The following is a 25,819-nucleotide window of genomic DNA, read 5'->3' as shown; positions in this document are numbered from 1 at the left end:
GTGCTAGCAGAGTGCTGAAAGCGAGTGCCTGTGGCAAAGAACGTTTTTTCATCTGTGGCCTCGTTACTTGAAATCAACAACGACGACAAAACGTTTGTTCGCCCGAGCGGCAAACGATAGGGGGTCTGCAAGCTCAAATGACAGCAGCCCGTCGTCAGGTATGTTTGCGAGATTGGCGAGAATCAATTCGCCCACATCCGCCTGTTGGTTCCCGTTGGCATCAAGGACCAGTCGAACAGATTCGACGGCAAGATGGCCATCATTGTCCAACAGGAGAACGCTGACCTGACTCACCACAGCAATCTGCTCGCTGGGATTGCGTACACCAAATGAAAGCAGCGGCACATTTTTGCTACCGGCAGGCAAAATGTTGTCCTGGACTGGACCTGACGTGTTGATCACCACACTTCCCGGTATCGGTGTTGCGGTGGGCAGTGGTGTTGGCGACGCTGTAGGCGTAGGCGTAGGCGTAGGCGTAGGCGTAGGTGTTGCTGTGGGTACAGGCGTGGGTGTGGGAAGTGGGGACGGAACCAGCGTTGGCGTCGGTTGTGGTGTGGGTGTCAATGTGGGCGTTGCCGTTGCCACAGGTGTTGGCGTCGGAGGTGGTGTCGACGGGAATGTCGGCGTTGGCGTTGCTACCGGCGGTGGCGTTGGCGCTGGATCATCATCCGCGATCGTTGCCGTAATGCTGCTCGGCGCACCTGTTACCGCATTCGTTACGGTATCGATACTGACCTGCACCGTCTCGTTGCCTTCGTAAATGCTGTCAGGAATGCCGGTCAGGGTGATGAATCCGTTACTTTCTCCTGCCGCGATCTGTATTTGTGTTGCGCTGGCACTGTAGTCGCTGCCGCCAGCGCTGCCTGCGAAAACGAGTTCAACCGTGATGCCGTCACTGCTCGGGTTACTCAAGCTCGCGGTGACTGTGGCGACACCGCCCGCCTCAGCAAACGGACTGCCAGTCAACGCCAGGCTTACGCTGGGTTGGCTGTCGTCATCGGTGATGATGGCGGTGACCTGTTGGCTGCCGGATTCTGCGCCGTTGGTGACATTGTCGATGTCCACCACGATGGTTTCGTCGCCCTCAAAGGTCTGATCATTCTGGCCAGTGAGGGTGACACTGCCGGTCAGCTCGCCTGCTGCAATCGTGATGCTGTTCGCACTGGCTGTGTAGTCACTGCCGGATGCCGTGCCGGAGTACGTCAGATCGATGCTTACGTCTTGCGTGCTGGGGTTGGACAAACTGGCCGTTACCGTGGCGCTACCGCCGGCTTCGGCCAGCGGGCTGTCACTCAGCGTCAGCGAAACTGTGGGGGCAGCATCGTCGTCGATGATCGTGGCCGTGACTTCGCTCGGAGAGCCGCTGCTGGCATTGCTTAGTGCGCTGATACTCACCACAACGCTTTCATTGCCTTCAAAGAGGGTGTCTGCCGTGGCGGTCAGCAGCAGGTCCGCGCTGGGCGAACCGGCCGGAATCAGGATTTGCGTGGATGTGGCGCTGTAATCTGAGGAGGATGCGCTGCCGGCAAACCCGAGATCCACGCTCACAGCCTGCCCAGACACATCCGAAAGGGTGGCTATCACCCTGGTTGTGCCAGCGGCTTCATCAAATGTACTGCTGCTCAGCGACAGGCTGACCGTTGGAGCGTCATCGTTATCAAGGATGCTTGCGATGATTTGCTGAGTGCCATCTTCCGTGCCATTGCTGACCCCGACAATATCCACGACGATGGTTTCATCAGTTTCATCCCAGCTGTCTTCAACGGCGCTCAGTGTCATGTTGCCGCTGGTCGTGCCGGCCAGGATGGTGATGCTGCTTGCGCTGGCGATATAGTCCGTGCCGTTGCCCAAGGCGGTGCCGGAAAATCCCAAGTCTACGTTCACATCTTTGGCGGATGGCGTGTTCAGGTTGGCGGTCAAGGTGGTGCTGCCGCCATTTTCTGGCAAGGTGCCGGCACCCAGCGTGAGCGTGACAATCGGTGGCGGATCATCATCGGTGATCGTTACCGTTTGTTGCTGTTCGCCGTTTTCGCTGCCATTGGTCACGCTGTCGATCGATACCACAATGGTTTCGTCGAACTCATCCAGCGCATCCTGGATGGCCGTCAGGCTCACCGTGCCGCTGGTTTGGCCGGCCGCGATGGTGATGCTGGATGCGCTGGCACTGTAGTCCACTCCGGTCGCGCTGCCCGTATAGGACAGATTCACGGTCACCGGCAGGCTGGATGCGGCGCTCAACTGCGCCGTCACAGTGGCGCTGCCGCCATCTTCTGCAATGGTGCTGGTGTTGACGGCAAGCGAAACACTCGGTGCGCTGTCATCGTTGCTGATCGTGCCCGTCGCCGCGCCAGTGCTGAGTGTGGCGCCGATCGGGGACGACAGAGTGAGCGCCAGGGTTTCATCATTCTCGAATGTGGTATCGCCATAAACCGCAATGCTGATTTGTGCGCTGGTGTCTCCAGCACTGATCGTGGCCGCGCCACTGATCGGTTGATAATCACTGCCGCCCACGGCGGTATCATCCGCGGTCACGAAGTTGAAGCTCACATCGTGTGATACAGCGGCGGAGAGTGTGACCTCAAAATTCAAATTGCTGGTGCTGCTGTTGCCTTCAGCCACACTGGCCTCGTTGATACTCAAGGTCGGCAGTGCCAGCGTGATTTGATAGTCCTCGACTTCACCATCATCGGCACCGCCGGTTGGGCCGTCACCGCCGGCCGAACTCAGGCGTACCCGTGCGAATGTAGTGCCCGCCGCGGCTGTAGACGGAATTTCAAATGGGATTGCTTCACTTAAACCTTCAATCAGCTCGTCGCTGATGATGTGTTCGTTGCTGTCGCCGAAATCACCGTTCGTGTCGAAGTCTACGAAGGCATTGATTTTCCCGACATTGGCCTGACTGACAACCACCGACATCACGGCGGCACTGCTGCCAATGGTGAGGTTGCTGAAAGTGACACCATCTTCGTCGTTGCTCACACCATCCAGGTCATCGGCGGTGGCGTTGGCGGAGGGTTGGCCATCGTCCTCGCCATCTACTGCGTTGCCCAGATACAGCGGAGAAACGGCATGGCGCGCGCCATCTTGCACCCGCAGAACTGGATAATCCGAGGCTAAACCGCTTTGAGCGGCGCTTGGCGCATCACCGAAGTCGGCGGGTGCCTCGCTTAGGGCAAACACGGTTCCGCGGAGTCCTGTGCCGCCGTTTCTGGTAGTGCCGTAGAGGGTGCCGTCGTCACCTTTGAGGAGGCCGGCGCTAGGGTTGTGACCATCGGTGCTGGTGTTGGCGAAGCGGTAAACAGTTTTGAAGTTGGAGCCGTCATTGGCTAGTTTGAATATGGTCCCACCAAAACCACCGCCGTTTACCGTAGTGCCGTAGAGCGCACCGTCGCTGCTCTGGACTAGACCTGCGAAGGGGTTTTGGCCATCGCTGCTGCTGCTGGAGAAGTGGTAGAGAGTTTCGAAGCCGGAGCCATCAGAGGCCAGTTTGAACACGGTGCCTCTGTTATGTGCGCCGCCAGATTGCGTAGTGCCGTAGAGCGCACCGTTGCTGCCTTGGAGCAGGTTGGCGGATGGGTTTTGGCCATCGCTGCTGCTGCTGGAGAAGTGATAGAGAGTTTCGAAAGCGGAGCCATCAGCGGCTAGTTTGAACACAGTGCCAACGTTATGTGTGCCGCCAGATTGCGTAGTGCCGTAGAGCGCACCGTTGCTGCCTTGGAGCAGGGTTGCGGAGGGGTTTTGGCCATCGCTGCTGCTGCTGGAGAAGTGATAGAGAGTTTCGAAAGCGGAGCCATCAGCGGCCAGTTTGAACACGGTTCCGCGGGAGTTTGTGCCGCCGAATCTGGTCGCGCCGTAAAGTGTTCCGTCGTTGAGCTGTATCAGGCCAGCGTAGGGGTACTGGCCATCGCCGCTGTTGGAGAAGTGATAGAGAGTTTCGAAACCGGAACCGTCCGGCGGTAACTTAAACACAGTGCCGTAGTTATATGTGCCACCGAAGACGGTGGTACCGTATAGCATGCCGTCGCTGCCCTGGATCAGGCTGGCTTCGGGGTGTTGGCCATCTGTGTTGCTCAAAGAGAGTTCATAAAGAGTTTCGAAGCTGGAACCGTCAGGGGCCAGCCTGAACACAGTGCCGTTGTTATTTGTGCCGCCGTTTCTGGTCGTGCCGTAGAGTGTTCCGTCGTTGCCCTGGATCAGGCCAGCGTAGGGATATTGGCCATCGGTGCTGCTGTTGGAGAAGTGATTGAGGGTTTCGAAGCCGGAGCCATCAGTAGCGAGTTTGAACACGGTTCCGCGGGAGCTTGTGCCGCCAGATTGCGTAGTGCCGTAGAGCGCGCCATCGCTGCCCTGGATCAGGCCAGCGTAGGGGTATTGGCCATCGGTGCTGCTGCTGGAGAAGTGATGGAGGGTTTCGAAGCCTGATCCGTCCTGCGTCAGAGTAAACACGGTGCCGCCACCATGGAAGCCGCCGAACGACGTGGTGCCGTAGAGCGTACCGTCGTTGCTCTGGATCAGCTCGGCGTAGGGGGATTGGCCATCGGTGCTGCTGTTGGAAAAGTGATAGAGGGTTTCGAAGCTGGAGCCATCAGCGGCGAGTTTGAATACCGTTCCGCGGGAGCTTGTGCCTCCGGACTGTGTAGTGCCGTAGAGCGCACCATCGTTGCCTTGGATCAGGCTAGCGAGGGGGGTTTGGCCGTCGGTACTGAAGCTGGAGAAGTCGTAGAGGATTTGGAAATTCGAGCCGTCCGTGGCGAGTTTGAACACGGTTCCGCGGGAGCTTGTACCGCCGGACTCCGTAGTGCCGTAGAGCGCACCATCGCTGCCCTGGATCAGGCCGGCGCGAGGCCATAGGCCATTGGTGAAGTGATGTAGGGTTTCGAAGCTTGAGCCGTCCGTGGCGAGTTTGAATACAGTGCCCCGGGAGACGGTGCCGCCGGAGTGCGTGGTTCCGTAGAGGGTGCCGTCGCTGCCTTGGATCAGGCCGGCGCGGGGCCTTTGGCCATCGGTGCTGCTGCTGGAGAAGTGATAGAGGGTTTCGAAGCTGGAGCCATCAGCGGCGAGTTTGAATACCGTTCCGCGGGAGCTTGTGCCTCCGGACTCCGTAGTGCCGTAGAGTGCACCATTGTTATCCTGGATCAGGCCGGCGTTGGGGTTTGCCCCGTCGGTGTCGGCGGCGGAGAATTGGTAAAGGATGTTGAAGTCGGATCCGTCAGGTGCCAGCGTGAAGATCGTACCGCGGCCTTCAGTGCCGCCGGAGTACGTGGTGCCGTAGAGCTTTCCATCACTGCTCTGGATCAGTCTGGTCTCCGGTCGGTCGGGGCCTGAAACGAAGTTTTTCAAGGTCGTGTGGTACGTCAGATCGAGCGCATAGCTCGGTTGCGTAGACGCAAACACCACACCCATGAGTACCAGTAGCCGGAAGCACAGGGCTCTGGCCGATTGCACACGCGCACCGCCGATAGTTAGCTGCGCAGCGCGTCCGCGCCCTCCGAGCCGAGCTTCCCCAAATCCGATCATCTTATTCCCCCTGAACTGTCTTGGCTGCCAGCTCTTTTCTTGATTCCCCAATCGCCTTTATTAAACAGGCTTGACAAAGTTATGTACACCGACGCGTGGCGTTGGACCCGGCGCACGGATACCATTGCGCGGAAATCTTGAGTTGGAGTCGGGCTTGTCCAAGCGCATTCTGGAGCGCTACCTGCTGGCGGAAGCGGCACGCACTTGGGCCGCGGTCACCGCGGTGCTGATGGCGGTGATGCTGAGTACCCGCTTCGCACGTTTTCTGGGCGAGGCGGCCAAAGGCAGCATTCCGCCCGAGCTGCTGTGGAAAGTGGTGCTGCTGTCGAGCCTGCAATATCTGACCATCCTGATTCCGATTTCGCTGTTGCTCGGGGCCATGCTGAGTCTGGGGCGGATGTACCGCGACAGTGAGATCGCCGCCATGCACGCCTGCGGCGTGGGCCTGGGACGCATGTACCGTCCGTTTTTGCATCTCGGATTGATGCTGGCGCTTGTGACCGCATTGCTGAGCTTGTGGCTCAGTCCCAGTGCCGGGCGCACGGTTGATTTTCTGACCAAGAAAGCGGCGCAGGATCTGAAGTTCGGTGTGCTGGAGCCGGGGCGCTTTCGTGAGCTGCCCAATGATGGCGGGGTGTTCTACATCGAGTCGGTGTCGGATGACCGCAGCGAGATTCGCGGCGTGTTTGCGCGTTTGCTCAGCGAGCGTGGTGAAAGTGTGATCACCGCGCCGCGCGGTGTACAGCGCACCGATCCCATAACCGGCGCACGCAACATCGTGTTGCTGGATGGTTATCGGGTGGATGGTGCGGCCGGCCAGGCCGATTTTCGAATCACCCGCTTTGATGAGCACGGGGTGACCATCGATCCGCCTGATTTTGTCTATCGTTCAAGCAAGCAGGCGACCAAGCCGAGCATGGCTTTGCTGGGTTCGGCTGATCCGCGCGATCAGGCCGAGCTGCAGTGGCGCCTGTCATCGCCGTTGGCAGTGCTGCTGCTGGCCCTGCTGGCAGTGCCTTTGTCGCGTATCGAGGCGCGGGCCGGGCGCTACAGCAAAGTGGCCATGGGCATCGTCATCTACATTGTTTATTTCAATTTGCTGGGCATCGCGCAGGCGTGGCTGGAGTCGGGCAAGCTGCCGGCCTGGATCGGGCTGTGGTGGGTTCACCTGGTGCTGGCGTTGGCGATTCTGCGGCTGTATGCCGTGCGTGGCGGCTGGATTGAACGTCTCAAGGTGCAGCGCGCATGAAGATACTGGATGCGCACATCCGCAATGCTTTGCTGGGCATGTCGGTGATTGTGGCCCTGGCGCTGACCGGCATCAGCGGTTTCGTGACCCTGGTCGAGGAGCTTGATGATCTGGGGCAGGGCGATTACAGCCTGCAACTGGTGGCGCTGGTCACTCTGCTCAAAATGCCTCAGCTGCTTTATGAGATGTTTCCGCTGGTGGTCTTGCTGGGCACCATACTCGGGCTTGGCGCCTTGGCTGCGGCGGGTGAGCTGGTGGTCATGCAGGCAGCCGGCGTTTCGGTCTACCGGGTGGCCTGGTCGGCCGGTAAGGCTGGCCTGGCGCTGGGCTTGCTGGTTCTGGCCATGGGCGAGTTCGCCGTGCCGGTGGCCAAGCAGGCGGCTGACAATATTTCCAGCACCGCCCGTTTTGGCGAGGGACGAGTGTCCAGTTCTGTCGTTTGGTTGCGCCAGGGCGAGCAATACATCCGCATTGGGCATCTGCCTCAGGACAAGGTCGCCGAAGACATCCAGGTTCTTCACGTGAACCAGAACGACAGCCGTTTGATTCAGACGGTCGCAATGGCGCGTGCGGATTTTGCTGATGGAGAATGGCAGGCCAGCGGGTTGCGCGAGACGCTGCTTGATTACGGCAGCGTGCGGATTCGTGAGCGCGACAGTGCCGAATGGGTTGTCGACCTTGATCCGGACGTGCTCAAGCTGTTCGTGTTGAGGGCCGACAGTTTGTCGCTGCGCGGCTTGTTCCAATACATCCGCTATCTCGACAGCAACGGGCTGGACAATACCGCGCCGCAGTATGCGCTGTGGCGCAAGTTGGCAACGCCTTTGACCGTCATGGTCATGGTTATTCTGGCTGTGCCGTTTGTGATTGGTCCGTTGCGCGACACCGGTGCGGGCCAACGTTTGTTCGTCGGCGTCATGCTGGGTATCGCGTTTTACGTGTTCAACGAAGTGGCGGGCAGTCTGGGGCAGGTCTACGACTGGCCGGCCGCCCTGGCGGCTTTAACGCCGACAGCGCTTTTAGCCTGTCTGGCCGCATGGCGATTGCATGCTGCTGTAAGGCGTTAGCCCCCCTAAATCAGGGGTGGTGCTTCATTCGCCATCAGGCAATAGTGCGCGTGTTGGAGATTTCTCCATTTATCCGGACTTACTGGGGGCTTTCATGAAGAAGTTATTGGGCGCAGCGCTGGTTTCAACAATGTTTAGTGGGTGCATCCTGGATGACGACGACTCGGTCATCATTGATGCCACCAGCAACCCCACGCCGACGCCCATGGCGACAGCGACTCCAAACCCCACCGCGACGGCAACGCCAGGCGCCAGCGCCACACCTGCTCCAAGTGCGACGCCATCGCCCAGCGCAACGCCCGGTGGTCCGGTGGTGACCAGTAGCCCGTCTCCCAGCCCGAGTAGCGCGCCCACGCCGACCCCTACGGCAAGCGCAACACCAAGCCCCAGTGCGACGCCGTCCACCGGCAGCGCCAAAGCGTGCTTCAAACCTGTTTTGCTGACCCCGGGAAGCAGCTACAGCTGGACCCTGAAGCGTGACGACAACAGCGTCACGGTGAGCGATGATCGCAGCGTGACCACCGGCAGCTTTAACGGGCAGTCGGCGATCAAGACGGTTTCCAATATGACGACCTCAAATGGTTCGCCGTCCAGCACCGACACCTACCAGACCATGAATGAAGCGGCCAGCGTGATCAATGTGCTGGGCACCGAAACCACATCGCCGACCGCCGTCACGATTACGTTCACGCCGTCCTACGAGCTGGAATTCGATCTGCAACCTGGGGAGTCGCACACCGAGACCTACCAGCAAGATATCAACACCTTTGGTTTCAGCATGTCGCAGGATGTGTCGATGACCCGCACCTACTTCGGAATCAAATCCGTTAGCGTGCCCGGAGGGACGTTCCAGGCCTGTCATTTCAAGCAGGAAACGAGCATTGATGGGGCGGCGCCAGAGCCGGTGGAAACCTGGGTTGATACGGTCAGTGGCCTGGTGGTTCAGCAGCTGAACTCGGATGGCACGCGCGATCAGCTAACCGAAGGCGAGGTCAACGGAAATCCAGTTCCCTAATGGCTGATTAGACGTTCCTCAGAGAAACGCCTGCGATCAACGCGGGCGTTTTTTTTTGCCCGGCGTATGCGCAATTCCCCGTGTTTTGGGGGTATCTCAAAAGCCGGCTGTTGATCACGCTTAAGGTCATCTTTCCAGGAGGGGATTACGATGATGAAGTTCCAGGTTTCACCGCGCAAGAGTGCATTTTTCAGCGTGCTCGCGGCGTCCGCGTTTATGGTTGGTTGTGGGGGCAGCAGTGGTGGTGGCGAGCCGCAGGAGCGCTATGTCAGTGGCATTGTTGCCACCGGCGCACCGCTAGCAGGTGCTGACGTTCTGATCAAAGGCGCCAATGGCCAGGAAGCCATGGCAATCACGGATGCGAATGGTTTGTTTGATGCCGACGTGACCAACCTGACCCCGCCTCTGATCTTTCGGGCGGTGCTGGGGGAGACGGAGTTGTTCTCCTATGACGAGGATGGCGATGGCGTCGCCAACATTCACGATCTGACCGGTCTGGCGTTGCGTCTGGCCGCCGAACAGGATGACTTGGCTGCACTGTTCGATAGCTGGGTCAATGGGCAGGTTGGTGCCAACAGCATTGGAAGCGCGGTTGATGTGATCAACGAGCAGTTCGCCGCCTTGTACAACGACGCAGGCGTTGATGGCGGCTTCAACTTTTTCACCTCGTCATTCAGCGCGGATCATCAGGGTTTTGATGCCGTGCTGGACCAGGTTGAGGACGTGGTCAACTGCGCGACCGTTGATGGCAGCTACTCCTGCCAGATCGAATACGCGGATGGTTCAACCACCATCATTACGTTCAATCCCCCGGCAGATGGTGGCAATGGAGAGTTCACCGTTCCGGATGGCTCGACCTGGCGTTTGATCATCAGTGGCACGGTGAACGGTCAACCCTTTAGTGAAACCATCGACATTTCTACCGATCAGGTTCCGCTCGGCGAGAGCAGCGGTCAAGTCTACGCGGGTGATCTATCGGAAGCGTATACCGAAGGTTTCCAGCAGGCCTGCACCGGTGGTTTCGATGGCAATGTCAACGTCAGCGAATTCACCTACACCACGTCCGGCAGTGGCGAAGTTGGTACTAAGGCGGTGGTGAGTTACGCCTTCTCCATTAACGGCACCTGCACCGTTGATGGGCAGGGTTCATTCCCTATGAATATCACCGCAGATTTTGATTACACCTGGGAGCGCATCGGCTAAGCCGACGTTCTGGCCGAGCTGCTGCAAAGCCCGCCAGGGTTCGCCTGGCGGGCTTTTTTGTGGCCTAGAGGCCCATCTGGCGCGCGGCCAGGTCGGCCATGACTTCGCTTGCGCCGCCGCCAATCGAGAGCACCTTGGTCTCTCGGAAGATGCGTTCGACGGTGCTGCCATGCATGAAGCCGGCACCACCGTGAATTTGCACCGCTTCACCGGCGATGTACTCCAGCGTGGCGGTGGCGAAATTTTTCAGCATGCACAGCTCGGCAATCGGCACTTCGCCGTGATCGACACGCCAGGTCAGCTGCTCCAGCAAGGCCTGGGCGGCGAGGTAGCGCCCCTGCATCTCGACCAGTTTGTGACGGATGACCTGATGCTTGCTCAAGGGCTTGCCGAAGGTCTTGCGCTCCTCGGCGTAGCGGCGCGATTCCTCGATGCACACGGCGGCCAGCCCGCAGGCCTGTGCGGCCAGGGCCAGACGTTCGTTATTGAAGTTGCGCATGATCCCAAGAAAGCCTTGGTTCTCGGTGCCGATCAACTGGTTGACCGGGACCCGGCACTGATCGAAGTACAGGGTCGCCGTGTCCGAGCAATGCCAGCCCATCTTGCGCAAGGGGGTGCGCGAGAAGCCTTCCGAGGCGGCGTTGATGGCGAGCAGGGAGATGCCGCCGATGCCCGCGCCGCCGGTGCGCACGGCCACGGTGAACCAGTCGGCCTGCATGCCCTGGGTGATGAAGGTCTTGCTGCCGCTGACCACGTAGTGATCACCATCACGCTCGGCGCGGCAGCTCAGATTGGCCACATCGGAGCCGCCGCCGGGCTCGGTGATGGCCAGTGCGGCGATCTGCTCGCCAGCCAGAACGTCCGGAATGATCTGCTGTTTCAGAGCCTCGGATCCCAGCGCCAGGATTGGCGGAAGCCCGATGCCCAGACTGCCCAGCGCGGCGACGATGCCGCCCGAGCCGCTGCGGCACAGCTCCTGGACGAAGATCATCGGATAGAAACCGTCATCGACGGGTGTGCCGCCGTAGGTGTCGGGGTAGCCGATCCCGAGCAGGCCCAGCTCGGCGCACCGTTTGTACAGCGCGCGGGGGATTTGCCCGGCATCCTCCCAGCTCTGAATATGGGGGGTAATCTCGCTTTCCACGAAACGGCGAACCTGTTCGCGGAAAGCGTCGTGCTCAGGGGTGTAATAAGGGCTTTTCATGCTGTTCCATCAGCGTTGTGTGCCCTTATTCAAGCATATCCATTGCCCTCATGCGATCGGTAAGATTAATTACCTTTTGAGGCTCGGAATGTCCTTGAAGGCCTCGAGGCTTTCGGGGTTGGCGAGCGCGTTGAGGTTTTTCACCGCTTCGCCCTGGATGACCGCACGCACGGCCAGCTCGGCGAGTTTGCCCGAGCGTGTGCGGGGCAGGTCGGCCACCGCAACAATCCGCGCGGGGACATGCCGGGGGCTGGCGCCGCGGCGTATGCGATCACGGATGTCGGCCTCCAGCGCATCATCCAGCGCCTGGCCCTCGGCCAAAACCACGAACAGCACCACGCGCACATCGTCGCGCCAGTTCTGGCCTACCGCCAGGGATTCGATCACTGCCGGTATCTGTTCCACCTGGCGATAGATTTCGGCAGTCCCGATGCGCACGCCGCCCGGGTTGAGCGTGGCATCGGAGCGGCCGTGAATGATCAGTCCGCCCTGCGCGGTTTTCTCGGCGAAGTCACCGTGATGCCAGATGCCGGGGAAAGTGTTGAAGTAGGCATTGCGGTAGCGCTGGCCGTCGGGGTCGTTCCAAAAGCCGATCGGCATGCATGGGAAGGGCGAGCGGCAGACCAGGTCACCCTTGACGCCGACCGCGCTGCTGCGCCCTTCGTCATCGCACACATCCACGTCCATGCCCAGGCCCGGTCCCTGAATCTGGCCGCTGTAGACCGGACTCCACGGGTTGCCCAGCACGAAGCAGGAGACGATGTCGGTGCCGCCGGAGATCGACTGCACGGCGATATCGCGCTTGATGTCACGGTAGATGTAGTCGAAAGACTCCGGGACCAGCGGCGAGCCGGTGGAGGCCAGCGCACGCAGATGGTCGAGTCGATGGCTTTCGCGCGGGCACACGCCGCGCACCTTGAGCGCATCGATGTATTTCGCGGACACGCCGAAGAAGGTCGCGTCGGTTTCGTCCATGTAGTCGAACAGGGCTTGCGGTGACGGTTCGAACGGTGAGCCGTCAAACAGCAGCACGCAGGCTTCGCTGGCCAGCGCGGAGACCAGCCAGTTCCACATCATCCAGCCGCAGGTGGAGTAGTAGAAGACCCGGTCGCCAGGGCGGATGTCGGCCTGCAGACGATGTTCCTTGAGATGCTGCAGCAGGGTGCCGCCGATCCCGTGAACTATGCATTTGGGCGCGCCGGTGGTGCCGCTGGAGTAGAGGATGTACAGCGGCGCATTGAACGGCATGCGCCGGTAGTAGAGGGGCTCGTCCTGACGGTCCATCAGCGCCGACCAGGGCTCGAAGCCTTGGGGCACATCGTTGCCGAGCATGATGGCGCGGCGCACGCTGGGCAGTTTGTCCAGAATCTGGCTGGCCTTTTCGCGGGTGTCGAAACTCTTGCCGCCGTAGACATAGCCGGCGCAGGTGAGCAGCACGGCCGGTTCGATCTGGCCGAAACGGTCGAGCACGCCGCCCAGGCCGAAATCCGGTGAACAGGATGACCACACCGCGCCCAGGCTGGCGGTGGCCAGCATGGCGATCAGGGTCTCCGGACGATTCGGCATCATTGCAGCCACCCGCTCGCCAGGTTGCAGGCCGCTACGGCGCAGGTGATCTGCGAGGCTGGCGACTTTGCGCCGGATCTCGCCGCGGGTCAGACTGGCGCGTTCACCATCTTCGCCAAGAAAGCGCACCGCAATGGCTTCGTCATCGCCGCGTTCGAGCAGATTTTCGGCAAAATTGAGTTGCGCCTGGGGGAAAAACCGTGTGCCCGGCATGCCCTGGCCTTCGCGCACCGGACCCTCGCGCTCGCCGATCACCTCGCAGAAATCCCACAGCGCAGACCAGAAGCTATCGGCCTGCTCGAGAGACCAGCGCTGAACCTCGGCGTAGTCGCGCGTGTTCAGTTGCGGATGTTCGCTTTGATAGCGCGTACAAAAGGCGCTGAGTGCGGCGTCTTCGATGCGCGTGCTGTCGGGGGTCCACAACGGCTGGGTCATGCGTCTCTCATGCGGTTTTGATTGTGGGCGTCATAGTACGGCCGCAGGGGCTTGATGCAAGCGTCGCGATTGGCGAGGATCGACTGCTGACTTGAAGAGATTCGCGACATGACCGGCACGGTAAAAGCATGGGCAGCTCAGGCCCCGGGCGAAGCGCTGCAACCCTACGAATTCGAGCTGGGTCCGCTGGCCGCGGATTGGGTGGAGGTGGCTGTTGAGTATTGCGGTGTGTGCCATTCGGACCTGTCCATGCTCGACAACGAATGGGGCAACAGCCAGTACCCGCTGGTTCCGGGCCACGAAATCATTGGTCGCGTGGTGGCCTGTGGTGATGCGGTCAAACGCCTCAAGCCGGGTGATCGGGTCGGCATCGGCTGGTTCGTGGCCAGCTGCAATCATTGCCACAGCTGTGTCGGCGGTGATCAGCATCTGTGTCGCAAGAATCAGCCGACCATCGTGGGGCGGGCCGGCGGCTTTGCCGAGCGCGTGCGTGCGCACTGGTTATGGGCAGAACCGTTGCCCCAGGATCTGGATGCCGCTTCGGCCGGGCCGCTGTTCTGCGGTGGCGCCACCGTGTTCAGTCCGATCGTTGAGTTCGGGGTCAAACCCACCGACCGTGTTGCGGTGGTCGGCATCGGCGGTCTGGGCCATCTTGCCGTGCAGTTTCTGCGTGCCTGGGGTTGTGAGGTCACGGCCTTTAGCTCCAGCGAATCGAAGGCCGATGAGGCGCGCGAGCTGGGCGCGCACCGCGTGCTCAGCAGTCGCGATGCCGAGGCTTTGAAAGGCGAGGCCGGGCGTTATGATTTTGTGCTGGTCACGGTCAATGTGCCGCTCAACTGGGTGGGTTATCTGCAAGCCCTGGCGCCGCGCGGACGGCTGCATTTTGTTGGCGCAGTGCTGGAGCCGGTTAAGGTTCCGGCCTTCAGTCTGATTGGCGGGCAGAAATCCGTGTCCGGTTCGCCCATGGCGCGGCCCAAGGTGGTGGCAGACATGCTCAGCTTTGCCGCCCGCCACAAGATTCGACCGTGGGTTGAGGAATTTCCGATGAGCGAGGTCAATCAGGCCATTGCGCATCTGCGTGACGGCAAGGCGCGCTACCGCGTGGTATTACGCGCTGATGGGGCTGCGTAACTCATCGCGCAGGTCCTCCGCGAGCAAGGCCAGGGTGTCGTTGGTGAGCTGACCGAGCAGCGGTGTCAGGGCGTCGATCTGGGCGCGGCGCAGGCGTGTGCTGTCGCTCCAGGGTTCACTGCCGTCAATGCGGTGTGCCAGGTCATCGGCCAGCGCGATCAGGGCCGCATCTCGGCTGATCTGGCCGTTGCCAGGGCGCGGGCCGTGATGCTCGGCCACGCTGGCGCACAGGCCTGCAGGCAGGCCCCAGTGAGCCAGCAGAGCAGCGCCCAGGCTGGCGTGATCGTGTTCCCAGGTTTCACGCTCAAGCTCAAACAGGGGCAGGCCCAGATCACGGGCCTGATTCTGCAGCGTCGTCAGGCGTGAGCCCTCGAAGCTAAGCAACACAATCTTGCCCACGTCATGCAGCAGGGCCGCGGTAAACAGGGTGGCGGGTTCAGCGTGATTGACGCGTTGTCCGAGCACCCGCGCGATATCGGCGACACGCGCGGAGTGGCGCCACAGCGCTTGCGCGGCGTCGCCGCTGAGGCCGCGAAAGACCTTTTCGCTGCTGATCATCAGGGCCAGATGGGCCAGTTCCTGGCGGCCGATGACGACCAGCGCATGGGCGATGGAGTCGACCCGGGCGCGCAGGCCAAACCAGCTGGAGTTGACCATGGCCAGGATGCGGGTGCTCAAGCTGGGATCCTGCTCGACCAGCTGCGACAGCGCTTCCACGCTGCTGTTGGGGTCCATGGTCAGGCGGTAGACCTGTAAGGCGACAGCTGGCAGCGTGGGCAGGCGGTCGAGATGCTCGCAATGCTCGCGCAGTTGCGCCAAGCCGCGTTGCCGACTCTCGGCGCCGCGTTGCCAGCTTCGTAATGCGTTGGAGGCATCGCTGGTGTGCGGCTCTGTTTGTGCCTCACACAGCACCGGCCAGTGATTGAGAATGTCGCACCGTTTGGCCAGAGGCAATGTAGCCAGATCGGCGAGCGCTTGACTGCCTGCGTGCAACATCAAGGGCCATTGGCGCCCGGAGAAGGGACGTTGCAGCGGATGCAAGGGTGACTGCGCGGGGGCGTCCAGGGTGTGTACGTCGAGCCGCCGTTGCAGGGTGTCGAGCAGTTCGCTCAGATTGATGGCGTCCTGCGGATACAAGCCCAAGGCGGTTTTGATCACGCAATCGGCGTTTGAGAAATGTTTGCTGAGCCGCTGTATGTCTTCACGCAGTCGGGCGGCCATTTGCGGCGAGGTGTCGAGCAGAATGTCTTCATGATTCAGAACATGCGCAGAGGCATGTTCGACGCTCGCACCCTTCAGGCTAAGGGTGGCATGGCCTGGCGCCGGGTTGACGCGCAACAGGCCGAACACACGAGGTTCGACGTCGTCGTGCGCAACGGCGTAGTGTTCTTTGAGTTCCGCGTCGACGGACCAGTCTGCGTAGGACCAGGCGTCATCGATACTGGTTATACAGCCCAGTCGGGCCAGACCAAGTTGATGCTTGCGCAAGCGCTCGCGATCGGCATATTCGGCGAGCTTGAGTGGCGGCTGCTGCAGGGCTTGCCGCGTTTGGTCGCTGGACAGGCGCAGCAGGCGGGCGAGTAGCTCGACAATGCGGGGTTCGTCAGCGTCAGCAGAAATCCCACGATAGGTCAGGGCAAAAACCGGAGCGAAGTGGCTGGCGTCGGTCTGGTTTTGGCGCTGTGCGGTCATGGTCATCAATAGCCCGTTGGATGACCAGGATTGTCCGCACCAAGATGTGAAGACGGCGTCAAAGACGCCGTCTCGACCTACTTATTGGGATTGGCAGGTTTTCAGTGCTTGCTGCAGTTGTGCAACTTGCTGTGAATATTGCTCTTCCAGCGCAGCTTCGCTGCCGGCTGCCATGCTGCGTTCGGTTTGCAGTTCGCGTTGGTGGCTCTCATTCAAGGAGCGAATTTCACGATTGGCCCGGGCCAGGGCGTCTTCCAGCTCGGCGCTGCGGGCATTGCCGCTTGCAGCGTTGGCGTTGCTGCTGTCGCGTAACCGTGCTTCGCAACTGCGGATGCCATCCAGCGCTGCGTTGTACTCCTGTTGCAATGCGGAGTATTCGGCTTGCAATCGACTGGATTCTGCATGCTCTTGCTCGCTGCGGGCGGCCAGTGCCTGCTGCAGTTCGCTATTGCGGTCCTGCAAGATTGAAAGTTGTCCGCGCAGTTCCTCGTTGGATTGCTGCAAAGCCTGCAATTCACTGCTACTTGTGGCTTCACTCAAGGCTTGCTGCAAGGTTTCATTGCGTTCCAGCACGTAGGCGAGTTGTTGTTTGACCCGCTGGTTTTCACTTTGAAGCTGCTGTTCGACCTCGGCGTGTTTTGCGACCGCAGCTTCACGCTCTGCGCTCATCTGCTGTTCCAGTTGAGTGCGTTGCGCCATGGCAGCCTGAAGCTCGGCGCCACGCGCCTGTTCCGCGTTGACCAGCGCGTCTTCCGCATCTTTTAACGCGGCAGCTGTCTGCGCCTGCTCGGCACGGATGCGGTTGGAATCCTGCTGCAAGGCCTGAATGCGCTGGGCTTGTTCGTTGGCTTGCGTTTGCAGCTCGGTGATGCGCTGCTGAAGAATGCGGTTGGCCTGCGCATTTTTCTCGCGTTGCAGAGCTTGCTCTTGCTTGGCCAGGCTGATCTCCTGGTCGAGTCGCTTGAGCGCGGCCGTTTGCGTCTCAATGGTGTTCTTGAGTTGCTGGTTCTGTGCCTCCAGAGCCGCAGCCCGGGTTTCCGCAGCGATGATACGTTCGGCACCAACGGGCGCTTGCGCCCAGCTTGAATTGGCGCAAAACAAGATTGTGATGCCGGCCAGATAAACCGGCGCAGAAAATCGAAACGTCATTACGCTCCCCACCGCGTACTGGATATGACGTGAATTTACCGTAAGCCGCGCCGTGAGACCAGTAAATTCAAGCACGTGCAGCGATATTTCAAGAAACTTTCAAAGAATCTCGCCACAGCGGTTCCGCTGGCCGATTGGCGAGGATATAATCCGCGGCCCTGCATCAAGCGGCCCTCACTCGTGCCGGAGTGGCGGAACTGGTAGACGCGCCGGATTCAAAATCCGGTTCTGGCAACAGAGTGCGAGTTCGATTCTCGCCTCCGGCACCATAATCCTGATTGGAAATCCGCTTGCCGGATCGCGGCCGCACAGACTGGCCTTCCGGATAATCCCGTGCAACGCAGCGATTTCGCCTACACCCTGCCGCCCGAATTGATCGCCCAGCAACCGCCTGAGCAACGCGCGGGCGCGCGGCTGCTCCAGCTCGATGGCGACCAGCTGCACGACCGCTGGGTGCGCGATCTGCCGACCTTGCTGCGCCCCAACGATCTGGTTGTTTTCAACGACACGCGCGTGATTCCGGCGCGTTTGCATGCGCACAAGCCGACTGGCGGCGCGGTCGAGATCATGATCGAGCGGGTGGTTGACGATCATCATGTGTGGGCGTTTCTGCGTGCCAGCAAAACGCCGAAGCCCGGCGCGATCATCGCGCTGGAGCAGGCCAGCATCGAGGTGCTGGGGCGCGACGGGCAGCTGTTCCACCTGCGTAATGCGGAGCCGGGCTGGAGCGACCTGATGCAGGCTCATGGTGAGGTACCGTTGCCGCCTTATATCCAGCGCCACGCCGATGCCCAGGACAATGAACGCTACCAGACGGTTTACGCCCGTCATGCAGGTGCGGTGGCGGCGCCGACCGCCGGTCTGCATTTTGATCAGGCCCTGCTGGATGCGGTCAGCGCGCGCGGCGCGCAGATGGATTACGTGACCCTGCATGTTGGCGCAGGGACATTTCAGCCGGTGCGTGCAGACGACCTCAGCGAGCATCGCATGCACGCCGAGCGTTTGCGGGTCAGCGCGGAACTGGTCGCCCGGGTTGCTGAAACCAAAGCGGCCGGAGGGCGGGTCGTGGCCATTGGGACCACCGTGGTGCGCGCGCTGGAGAGCGCGGCGGCAAGCGGCCAGCTACAGCCTTTCGATGGAGACAGCCGGCTGTTCATTACGCCGGGTTATCGCTTTCGGGTGGTCGATGCGTTGATGACCAATTTCCACCTGCCCGAATCGACCTTGCTGATGCTGGTGAGTGCCTTCGCCGGCTACACACCAGTGATGCGCGCCTACCGTCATGCGGTTGAGCAGCGCTACCGATTTTTCTCTTATGGCGATGCCATGTGGCTGGAGCGCGCAGCATGACAACACCGGCAATGAGTTTTGAACTGCTGGCCCAGGATGCCGGCGCGCGACGTGGGCGATTGAGCTTCGAGCGCGGCGTGGTCGAGACACCGATTTTTATGCCGGTGGGTACCTACGGCACGGTCAAGGGCATGACCCCGGAAGAGCTGCGCGGCATCGGCGCCAGTATCATTCTGGGCAATACCTTTCATCTGTGGCTGCGGCCTGGCACCGAGGTCATTTCAGCCCATGGTGACCTGCATGATTTCATGCATTGGCACGGCCCGATTCTGACCGACTCAGGCGGTTTCCAGGTCTGGAGCCTGGCCGAACTGCGCAAGCTGACCGAGCAAGGCGTGGAATTTCGCTCGCCGGTCAACGGCGACAAGGTGTTTCTCAGCCCGGAAATCTCGATCGAGATTCAGCAGGCCCTGGGCTCGGACATCATCATGCAGTTCGATGAATGCACCGCATATCCGGCCACCCACGATGAGGCGCGCCAGTCGATGGAGCTGTCTCTGCGCTGGGCGGCGCGTTGCAAGCAGGCCCATGCCGGGCGGGGCGGTGCGCTGTTCGGCATTGTGCAGGGTGGCATGCATGAGGATCTGCGAGCGCAGTCCATCGTCGGCCTGGCCGATATCGGCTTCGACGGTTACGCCATTGGCGGATTGTCGGTGGGGGAACCGGAAGCTGACCGTATCCGCGTGCTGGATGCCTTGGAAGACAAGATGCCGGCGCAGTCGCCGCGTTATCTCATGGGGGTGGGCACACCGCTGGACATGGTCGAGGCCGTCGCGCGCGGGGTCGACATGTTCGATTGCGTGATGCCGACGCGCAACGCCCGCAACGGTCATCTGTTCACCAGCGAAGGCATTATCCGCATACGCAACGCCCGCCATCGCAACGATACCGGTCCGCTGGATCCGCAATGCGACTGCTACACCTGCCAGAACTACAGCCGCGCCTATCTCTACCATCTGCAGCGTTGTGGCGAGATTCTCAGTGCCCGGCTGAACACGATCCACAACCTGCATTACTACCTGAACCTGATGGCTGAGATGCGCGAAGCCATTGAACAGGGACGCTTTTCGGCGTTTTACACTGAGTTTCGCCGCCGGTTCATGGCATAATCCGGCTCTTTTTCGCGACCCCAATGGGATAAGCAATGGATTGGTTGATTTCCTCCGCAATGGCCCAGCAGGCCGGTTCCGCCGCACAGCCCAGCCTGATGGCGCAGCTGTTTCCGCTGGTGGCTTTGATCGTGCTGTTCTACTTCATGCTGATTCGTCCGCAGATGAAGCGGAACAAAGAACACAAATCGATGGTCTCCGGCATCAGCAAAGGTGATGAAGTGGTCACCAGCGGTGGTCTGGCTGGTCGTGTGACCGCGGTGGGTGAGGTCTACATGACGGTCGAGATCGCTGAAGGCACCGAGGTCAAAGTGCAGAAAGCTGCGCTTGCCCAGGTTTTGCCCAAAGGCAGCTTGAAACAGCTCTGATTCGCCCCACATAGACCGACATTCACCCGACGACGGCGCCTGGGAGCGGTGCCTTCGTCGGTTTTTCGATGGGGCCCCGCTGCCTGATCGTTGCTTCATCGCAGTGTCACGCGCTTACCGCGTTGCCTGCCGGGACGTCACATGAACAAATCTCCCCTGTGGAAAGTGCTGCTGCTGATTGCCGTTGTGGCCAGCGGCTTCCTCTACGCCTTGCCCAATATTTATGGTGAGGATGCGGCTCTGCTGGTGTCGCCGGACAGCGGCGATGCGGCCACGCCGCAGGAGCTGAATCGGGTTGAAGCGGCGCTCAAGCGCGCCGGCATCGAGGCCTATACCAGCCGTTTTGACGAGCAGGGGCGGGTGGAGATTCGTCTCGACCACGAAGACAGTCAGCTGCCCGCAGCGGATGCGCTCAAGCGTACCCTGGGCTACGACTACATCGTGGCCATGACCATGATTCCGCGCACTCCGGGCTGGTTGCTCGGACTGGGTGGCCAACCTATGGCTCTGGGGCTGGACCTGCGTGGTGGTGTGCACTTCCTGATGGAGGTGGACGTCGAATACGTGCTGAGCAGCGCGGCCGAGCAATACGCCCGTGACCTGCCCAGCTTCCTGCGTAACCACGAGCCGCCGATTCGCTATACCGGGCGGCGCCAGGCTGATGGCGCGGTGGAGCTTGATTTTGGCGACATCGAAACCCGCGATGCCGCCCTGCGGGCGATCCGCGAAGAGTTCCGCGAGCTGAGCATTGAGCCGACGTCGGATGAAGCGCTGACCCTGCGCGCGGCGATGTCGGAAGAAGAGGTTAACCGGCTGGTTGATTTCTCGGTCAAGCAGAACCTGACCACCCTGCGCAATCGTGTCAATCAGCTGGGCGTGGCCGAGCCGCTGGTCCAGCGCCAGGGCCGTGACCGCATTTTGGTCCAGTTGCCGGGCGTCAAGGACCCGACGCAGGCCAAGTCCATTCTCGATGCTACGGCGACGCTGGAATATCGTGCGGTGGCCGAGCGTGAGGACGCGCAGTTGGCCGACCGCACGGGCGTGGTGCCGGCCGATACCGATCTGTTCTATGAACGCGGTACCGGGCGTCCGATCTTGCTCAAGTCCGATGTCATTGCCACTGGCAGCCAGATCATCGACGCCGCGGCGACGATTGATCAGGAGTCCGGTACGCCGGCCGTTTCGGTCACCTTGAACGGTGCAGGCGCCAAGTCGATGTTCGGTTTCACTGAGAGCAACGTCGGCCGCCTGATGGCGGTGCTGTTCAAGGAAACCGATATCCGTATCAGTCGCAACGCCGCCGGGGAAGAGGTGCGTCAGCGCATCGAAACCGAGGAAGTCATCAGCGTGGCGACAGTGCGCGGCGTGTTCGGCAAGCGCTTTCAGACCACCGGCCTGACCAGCAAGGAAGCCCATGACCTGTCCTTGCTGCTGCGCTCGGGTGCGCTGGCCGCGCCCATCGCCATCGTCGAGGAACGCACCATTGGCCCGAGCCTGGGGCAGGACAACATCGATCAGGGCATGGAGGCCGTGTTGATCGGTTTCGCCCTGGTGGTCGTGCTGATGGTGCTGTACTACCGTGTGTTCGGCTTGATCGCCAATCTGGCCCTGTTCATGAACCTGGTGCTGATCATTGCGGCGCTGTCGCTGCTGCAGGCCACGCTGACCTTGCCTGGTATCGCCGGGATTGTGCTGACCGTGGGTATGGCTGTGGACGCCAATGTGCTGATTTTCGAGCGCATCCGCGAGGAATTGATTGATGGCTCCGGCGCCCAGCAGGCCATCCGTTCAGGTTACGAAAAAGCTTTTGTAACCATTGCGGATGCCAACATCACCACGCTGATCGCGGCCATCGTGCTGTTTGTGTTTGGCACCGGCCCGATCAAAGGCTTTGCCGTGACCCTGTCGATCGGCGTGCTGTCATCCATGTTCACCGCCATTTTGGGCACCCGCGTGCTCGTCAATGCACTGTACGGCGGAACCCGCCGCGACGACCTGCCGGTTTAACGGGCGAGGAATCAGATTATGCGCATGTTTTCCAAACCCACGAACTACAACTTCATGGGTATCCGCAAGATCAGCGGTGTGATGTCACTGTTGCTGGTGATAGCCTCATTCGCGCTGATTGCCACACGCGGGCTCAACTTCGGCATCGATTTCACCGGCGGGGTGCTGGTCGAGGTCGGCTACCCGGAAGCGGTGGAACTGAGCAGCGTACGCGAGGTGCTTGCGGCGAATGATTTTGGCGATGCCATCGTTCAGCATTTCGGTGCCGCGGATGATGTGATGATTCGCTTGCCACCGCGCGAATCGGAAGATGCCAGTGAACTCAGCGAGCAGGTCTATGCGGCGCTGCGTAGCGACGGCACGGCCGTGGACTTGCGCCGAGTCGAGTTTGTGGGGCCGCAGGTTGGTGAAGAGCTGACTGTGGACGGCGGCCTGGCCATGATTTGGGCCCTGTCGTGCATTTTCCTGTACGTGGTTTTTCGCTTCCACTGGAAATTCTCGGCGGGCGCCGTGGCCGCACTGGGCCACGATGTGTTCATCGTGCTGGGGATCTTTTCGCTGCTGCAGCTCGATTTCGACTTGTCGGTGCTGGCAGCGCTTCTGGCCGTGATCGGTTACTCGCTGAACGACACCATTGTGGTGTTCGACCGCTGCCGTGAAAACTACCGGCGCAAAACCGGTGGTGACGAGGTCGAGGTCATGAACCGTTCGATCAACGAGATGCTTTCGCGCACATTGATGACCTCGCTGACCACCATGATCGTCTTGATCGCGCTGTTCTTGATCGGCGGTGAAGCCTTGTCTGGTTTCTCGCTGGCTCTGCTGATCGGCGTGGGCGTGGGTACATACTCGTCGATTTACGTGGCCGGCAATGTCTCTTTGGCGTTGGGGCTCAAGCGTGATGATCTGATTCCGCCGCCGCCAGCTGAAGGGCTGGACGATAACGGCGCCCAAGTCTGAGGACTTTGTTATGTCGCAACACCATATTCGTATTACCCAGGACTCGGCGCGCCCGGTCGGCGAGCTGTTTGCGGCGCTGGCCGATCACAACAAGCTGAACAAAGTGTTCCTGATTCCGGTGCGTCGTATTCGTGACGGTCAGCCCGACGTCAACGGTGCGGGTTCGGTGCGCCGCATGGGGCCGCCGCCGCTGGGTATCGAGGAAACCGTGACGGCTGCGCAGGCCGACGAATTCATCGAGTACCGCATCACCCGCAATGGTGGCCCGGTGCGCAATCACAAAGGGCGCCTGGACTTCGCTGCCACCGAGCGTGGCAGCCAGGTGACCTGGACGATTGATTTCGAAGCGCCGCTGGCGCCGATCGGTCGCGCCCTGGAGCTGGGCCTGTCCCAGGCTCTCAAGATGGGGCTCAAGCGCATCGCCTGAGCCGTATCGTGCTGAACCTCAGCGCGTCTGATTGATGGGCGCGCCCGGTGGTGACACCGCGCGTTCCATGCGGATCTGCATGCGCAGCTGCCATTCGTCCAGAGCCACCGCGTCTTCGCGAATCAGGCCGGGGGCCAGCGTGCCGGCATCCTGACCCTCAATCCAGTTGCTGATGGTGAGGCCGAAGTTGGCGCTGTCATCACCACTGATGCGCATGCCCAAGTCGTCGGCTGCGCTGGTGTTCAGGCTGGCCAGCGCCAGACTCAGGGCAGCGAGTGTGCGCAGCATCATGGCTGTTCTCCTGCGGCATTTTCGTGGGCGTAGGCATGCCCCAGGCTGAAGCGGGCCATGATCAAATAGCGGGTTGCCCGCTCAAGTTCCTGGTACATCCAGTAATAAGCCTGACGATCCAGGTTTTTCTGCTGCGCCTGGCGCTCGGATTCGATGCGTTTGCGCAGCTGGGTGGCGCGTAGCTTGAGGTCCGGGTGCTCGGCAATGGCATCGGTGAGCTGTTCGACCTCGTTCAGCATGTGCATGTCGTTGAGCATGGTCAGGGTGTCACCGTCCAGCAGCAGCCGGGGGCGGTAGGCGTTGTCCGGAATGGGTAGCGGGTCCGCGTCACTGCGCCACCAGGCGCCGGTGGCGTAGCGCCGGGCCCAGGCTGCCGGTTCCGGCGGCCACTGCTCACGCACCAGTTCGGCGCCGTTCAGGGCCAGCCCCTTGCGTGACTGGCGCATGCCGGCCTTGAGGTCGTCACGAATCAGTTCCAGGCGAGCAATCGCTTTTTCGCTGTACTGGATCGCCCGGGCGTACTCGCCCAGTTTGAGCAGCGCATAGGGCGTGGCGACCAGAGCCTCCTGAACGGCCGCATCGAAGGGATCCTGATCCTGCAGGCGGGCCCAGTCGGTGATGGCGTCGCGCACCGCCGCACGCGAGGCATTGCCGGGCTGGCGCAGCGCCGCGTCAATGGCTTGCACGAACAAGGGGCGGAAGCCGTCATCCGGCACAGCGATCAGGCGCCCTTGCTGCAGGGCCAGCGGCAGCAGCTTGCTCCAGCCCCGACCGAGCAGGGCGCGGTTGGTATACGGACTGCCCAGACGCATACGGCTGAGCATGGCCTGGGCGGCCTCGGCGCGGCCGAAGCGCAGATGACGGTAGCCGAGTTTGAGCTGAGCCAGATCCTGAATGCGCGCGTGGTATTCATCCGCCGGTGCGGGCGCCGTAGCCAGGGTTTCCAGCAAGCGGTCCGCAGCGTCGTCCTGGCGGCTGTCGATCAAGGCCACGGCGAGGTTGTAGCGCAGCAGGGCCGGCCCGGCGTCAGTCGTTTGCTTGAGTGCGGCTTCAACCTTGTTCTGGGCCAGCAGGCGGCGTGCATCGAGCAGCTTGGCCGCAGCCTGTTGCTCGGCCGACCAGTTGTTGGTGCCCGCGTTTAGGCGTTCGCCTGCTTCATCCATCTGGCCCAGCTGCAAGGCCAGCTCGGCCGCGCGCAGGCGCGCCCGGTTGCGTGTTTCGTTGTCGGTTCGGGCTTGGCTGAGCTGGCTGTAGGTGGCCTGAGCAGCACTGTCCAGGCCCCAGGCAGCCAGACTCTGGGCGAGCAGTTCCTGGGCACTGGCTGTGCCGGCAAGAACAGGGTCGACATGGGCCAGCATCTGCATCTGGGTCACCGCTTTAAGCGCGCGGCCCAGGGCCAGCTCGAAACGTGCGCTGCGCAAGATGCCGGCGCCGTCGATTGGGGTCTGGATTGCGATACGCTGGCTGCCACGTTCGCGCGCATCAAGCTGGACCGAGAAGCCGCGCGGCCAGGTGTCCAGCCGCAGGGTTTGCGTGCGCGCCTCGGTGTAGGTACCGCCTTGCTGGGCCCACTGCATTTCGACACTGATTTCATGCGGGCCGCCGGCCAGATTGACCAGTCCCAGCTTGTGCATGGCATCGGCGGCCAGCAGGGCAGCTTCGCTGCCATGGTAGGCATAGTCGATGTGCAGTTGACCATCCACCGCAATGCGCACGCGCTGCAGGCGCACGCCGGGGTTGCGTTGGCCGATGAGTACGCTGGCGCTGGAGGAAAACTGGCGCTGGTCGGCCAGGCGCAAAGTGTATAGCGCCAGGGTTTGTTGCTTGATCGACTGCAAGCGCGCGTCATTACTGGCTGCTGCCGACGTGCTCAGGCTCAGACCCAGGCTCAAGGCCAGCAGACTGAGGGCGCGGGTCAGCGGCCGCATGTGGTGGGGAAAAGACAAGGTGTTAGAGAATCCGTTATTGGTTTTCCGATCACCGGCGCGCGTACAATTCGCCGCCGTCCCAGGATGTACTGTGAATGCCTGAATACGTTTTTTTCCAGCCGACTGCAAATTGCGGCCCTTGTACCGGAGA

The 25,819-nt window shown here is 61.2% G+C and carries 19 protein-coding genes and 1 tRNA gene; 12 read left to right on the top strand and 8 right to left on the bottom strand.

Annotated elements, in window-relative coordinates:
- Positions 1-63: 63 nt before the first annotated feature.
- Entirely contained in the window at positions 64-5,445 is a 5,382-nt protein-coding gene (locus ATO7_RS00730; protein WP_158522970.1) for a beta strand repeat-containing protein, read from the bottom strand.
- A gap of 226 nt (positions 5,446-5,671) precedes the next feature.
- On the opposite strand from ATO7_RS00730, the gene lptF reads away from it, so the two are divergent.
- Positions 5,672-6,766, top strand: coding sequence for an LPS export ABC transporter permease LptF (gene lptF, locus ATO7_RS00725; protein WP_083560946.1), 1,095 nt, complete (start codon positions 5,672-5,674; stop codon positions 6,764-6,766).
- Positions 6,763-7,833 (top strand): LPS export ABC transporter permease LptG, encoded by a 1,071-nt coding sequence (gene lptG / locus ATO7_RS00720; RefSeq protein ID WP_083559006.1) that lies wholly within the window; start codon positions 6,763-6,765, stop codon positions 7,831-7,833. Before lptF ends, lptG begins: the two co-directional genes overlap by 4 nt.
- A 69-nt stretch (positions 7,834-7,902) precedes the next feature.
- Here lptG and ATO7_RS00715 read toward each other — a convergent pair whose 3' ends face one another.
- Positions 7,903-8,262, bottom strand: coding sequence for a hypothetical protein (locus tag ATO7_RS00715; protein WP_083559005.1), 360 nt, complete (start codon positions 8,260-8,262; stop codon positions 7,903-7,905).
- A 7-nt stretch (positions 8,263-8,269) separates the two neighbouring features.
- On the opposite strand from ATO7_RS00715, the gene ATO7_RS00710 reads away from it, so the two are divergent.
- Both ATO7_RS00710 and ATO7_RS00705 read left to right on the top strand, forming a co-directional pair.
- On the top strand, positions 8,270-8,848 hold the full coding sequence (locus tag ATO7_RS00710; protein WP_083559004.1) for a hypothetical protein: 579 nt from the start codon (positions 8,270-8,272) through the stop codon (positions 8,846-8,848).
- A gap of 150 nt (positions 8,849-8,998) precedes the next feature.
- Positions 8,999-10,051 (top strand): carboxypeptidase-like regulatory domain-containing protein, encoded by a 1,053-nt coding sequence (locus tag ATO7_RS00705; RefSeq protein WP_083559003.1) that lies wholly within the window; start codon positions 8,999-9,001, stop codon positions 10,049-10,051.
- 64 nt (positions 10,052-10,115) lie between these two features.
- On the opposite strand, the gene ATO7_RS00700 is transcribed toward ATO7_RS00705, so the two are convergent.
- Positions 10,116-11,255 (bottom strand): acyl-CoA dehydrogenase family protein, encoded by a 1,140-nt coding sequence (locus ATO7_RS00700; protein ID WP_083559002.1) that lies wholly within the window; start codon positions 11,253-11,255, stop codon positions 10,116-10,118.
- 69 nt (positions 11,256-11,324) lie between these two features.
- Complete coding sequence (locus ATO7_RS00695; protein WP_083559001.1) at positions 11,325-13,256, bottom strand: acetoacetate--CoA ligase; 1,932 nt, start codon at positions 13,254-13,256, stop codon at positions 11,325-11,327.
- Between the two features lie 108 nt (positions 13,257-13,364).
- On the opposite strand from ATO7_RS00695, the gene ahr reads away from it, so the two are divergent.
- A complete protein-coding gene (ahr, locus tag ATO7_RS00690; protein ID WP_083559000.1) occupies positions 13,365-14,387 on the top strand; it encodes an NADPH-dependent aldehyde reductase Ahr in 1,023 nt (340 codons plus the stop codon).
- On the opposite strand, the gene ATO7_RS00685 is transcribed toward ahr, so the two are convergent.
- Together ATO7_RS00685 and ATO7_RS00680 are read right to left on the bottom strand one after the other, a co-directional pair.
- Positions 14,364-16,079: an HDOD domain-containing protein gene (locus ATO7_RS00685; RefSeq protein WP_158522969.1), complete on the bottom strand. Its 1,716-nt coding sequence runs from the start codon at positions 16,077-16,079 to the stop codon at positions 14,364-14,366. The genes ahr and ATO7_RS00685 overlap by 24 nt on opposite strands.
- An 81-nt stretch (positions 16,080-16,160) precedes the next feature.
- A complete protein-coding gene (locus ATO7_RS00680) occupies positions 16,161-17,228 on the bottom strand; it encodes a coiled-coil domain-containing protein (RefSeq protein ID WP_083558998.1) in 1,068 nt (355 codons plus the stop codon).
- Positions 17,229-17,410: 182 nt separating this feature from the next.
- On the opposite strand from ATO7_RS00680, the gene ATO7_RS00675 reads away from it, so the two are divergent.
- The 7 genes from ATO7_RS00675 to ATO7_RS00645 all read left to right on the top strand — a co-directional run bounded on the left by ATO7_RS00675 (position 17,411) and on the right by ATO7_RS00645 (position 23,449).
- Positions 17,411-17,497 (top strand) — tRNA-Leu (locus ATO7_RS00675).
- 64 nt (positions 17,498-17,561) lie between these two features.
- Positions 17,562-18,578: a tRNA preQ1(34) S-adenosylmethionine ribosyltransferase-isomerase QueA gene (gene queA, locus ATO7_RS00670; RefSeq protein ID WP_083558997.1), complete on the top strand. Its 1,017-nt coding sequence runs from the start codon at positions 17,562-17,564 to the stop codon at positions 18,576-18,578.
- Between the two features lie 11 nt (positions 18,579-18,589).
- Complete coding sequence (gene tgt, locus ATO7_RS00665; RefSeq protein WP_083558996.1) at positions 18,590-19,687, top strand: tRNA guanosine(34) transglycosylase Tgt; 1,098 nt, start codon at positions 18,590-18,592, stop codon at positions 19,685-19,687.
- 35 nt (positions 19,688-19,722) lie between these two features.
- Positions 19,723-20,055, top strand: a complete 333-nt coding sequence (yajC, locus tag ATO7_RS00660) for a preprotein translocase subunit YajC (RefSeq protein ID WP_083558995.1) — start codon at positions 19,723-19,725, stop codon at positions 20,053-20,055.
- A gap of 141 nt (positions 20,056-20,196) precedes the next feature.
- Complete coding sequence (secD, locus tag ATO7_RS00655) at positions 20,197-22,062, top strand: protein translocase subunit SecD (RefSeq protein ID WP_083558994.1); 1,866 nt, start codon at positions 20,197-20,199, stop codon at positions 22,060-22,062.
- A gap of 18 nt (positions 22,063-22,080) precedes the next feature.
- On the top strand, positions 22,081-23,022 hold the full coding sequence (gene secF / locus ATO7_RS00650; protein WP_083558993.1) for a protein translocase subunit SecF: 942 nt from the start codon (positions 22,081-22,083) through the stop codon (positions 23,020-23,022).
- A 10-nt stretch (positions 23,023-23,032) separates the two neighbouring features.
- Entirely contained in the window at positions 23,033-23,449 is a 417-nt protein-coding gene (locus ATO7_RS00645) for an SRPBCC family protein (protein WP_083558992.1), read from the top strand.
- A gap of 18 nt (positions 23,450-23,467) precedes the next feature.
- Here ATO7_RS00645 and ATO7_RS00640 read toward each other — a convergent pair whose 3' ends face one another.
- Both ATO7_RS00640 and ATO7_RS00635 read right to left on the bottom strand, forming a co-directional pair.
- The gene (locus ATO7_RS00640; RefSeq protein WP_083558991.1) at positions 23,468-23,740 is read right to left on the bottom strand and encodes a hypothetical protein; all 273 of its coding nucleotides are present in this window, start codon (positions 23,738-23,740) and stop codon (positions 23,468-23,470) included.
- The gene (locus tag ATO7_RS00635) at positions 23,737-25,686 is read right to left on the bottom strand and encodes a tetratricopeptide repeat protein (RefSeq protein WP_146680089.1); all 1,950 of its coding nucleotides are present in this window, start codon (positions 25,684-25,686) and stop codon (positions 23,737-23,739) included. Before ATO7_RS00635 ends, ATO7_RS00640 begins: the two co-directional genes overlap by 4 nt.
- Positions 25,687-25,819: the final 133 nt, after the last annotated feature.

It is taken from the genome of Oceanococcus atlanticus (genome assembly GCF_002088235.1).
GTDB lineage: Bacteria > Pseudomonadota > Gammaproteobacteria > Nevskiales > Oceanococcaceae > Oceanococcus > Oceanococcus atlanticus.
The sequence above is the reverse complement of the archived record's forward strand: the minus strand, read 5'-3'. Positions and strand labels throughout refer to the sequence as shown.